The sequence below is a fragment of the Salifodinibacter halophilus genome (assembly GCA_012999515.1).
GTDB lineage: Bacteria > Pseudomonadota > Gammaproteobacteria > Nevskiales > Salinisphaeraceae > Salifodinibacter > Salifodinibacter halophilus.
Genome location: JABEEB010000305.1, coordinates 1 through 267, shown reverse-complemented (window position 1 = coordinate 267; position 267 = coordinate 1). Strand labels below are relative to the sequence as shown.

Here is a 267-nt window from a genome sequence, read left to right as displayed (position 1 = left end):
GTCGTGCACGCGCTCGCTCTCGGCGTAATCGCGACCACGCTCGAAGGATTGCGCCGTACAGATCGCCCGAACTTCCTCGCGTGTCGGCTCCTCCACCGCAACATCGCGGCCATCCGTGACGCTATCAGTATTCTGTGTGTCTGTGTCCCGATCGGGCGTCCAGTCCTCGAGCGGGACACGGTCAACAATCGCGCTCACCCCCTCGTCCGCGACGAGTTCGAGGAACCCGATCGCAGTGCGCTCGGGATCGACTGCCCCCCAGCCGTG

1 protein-coding gene is annotated in these 267 nt (G+C 65.2%); it reads right to left on the bottom strand.

The genetic code is table 11. The features are described 5' to 3' along the window. Window positions 1–267 (bottom strand): hypothetical protein (locus HKX41_11785; protein NNC24814.1); only part of this gene is annotated, 267 nt, incomplete at both ends.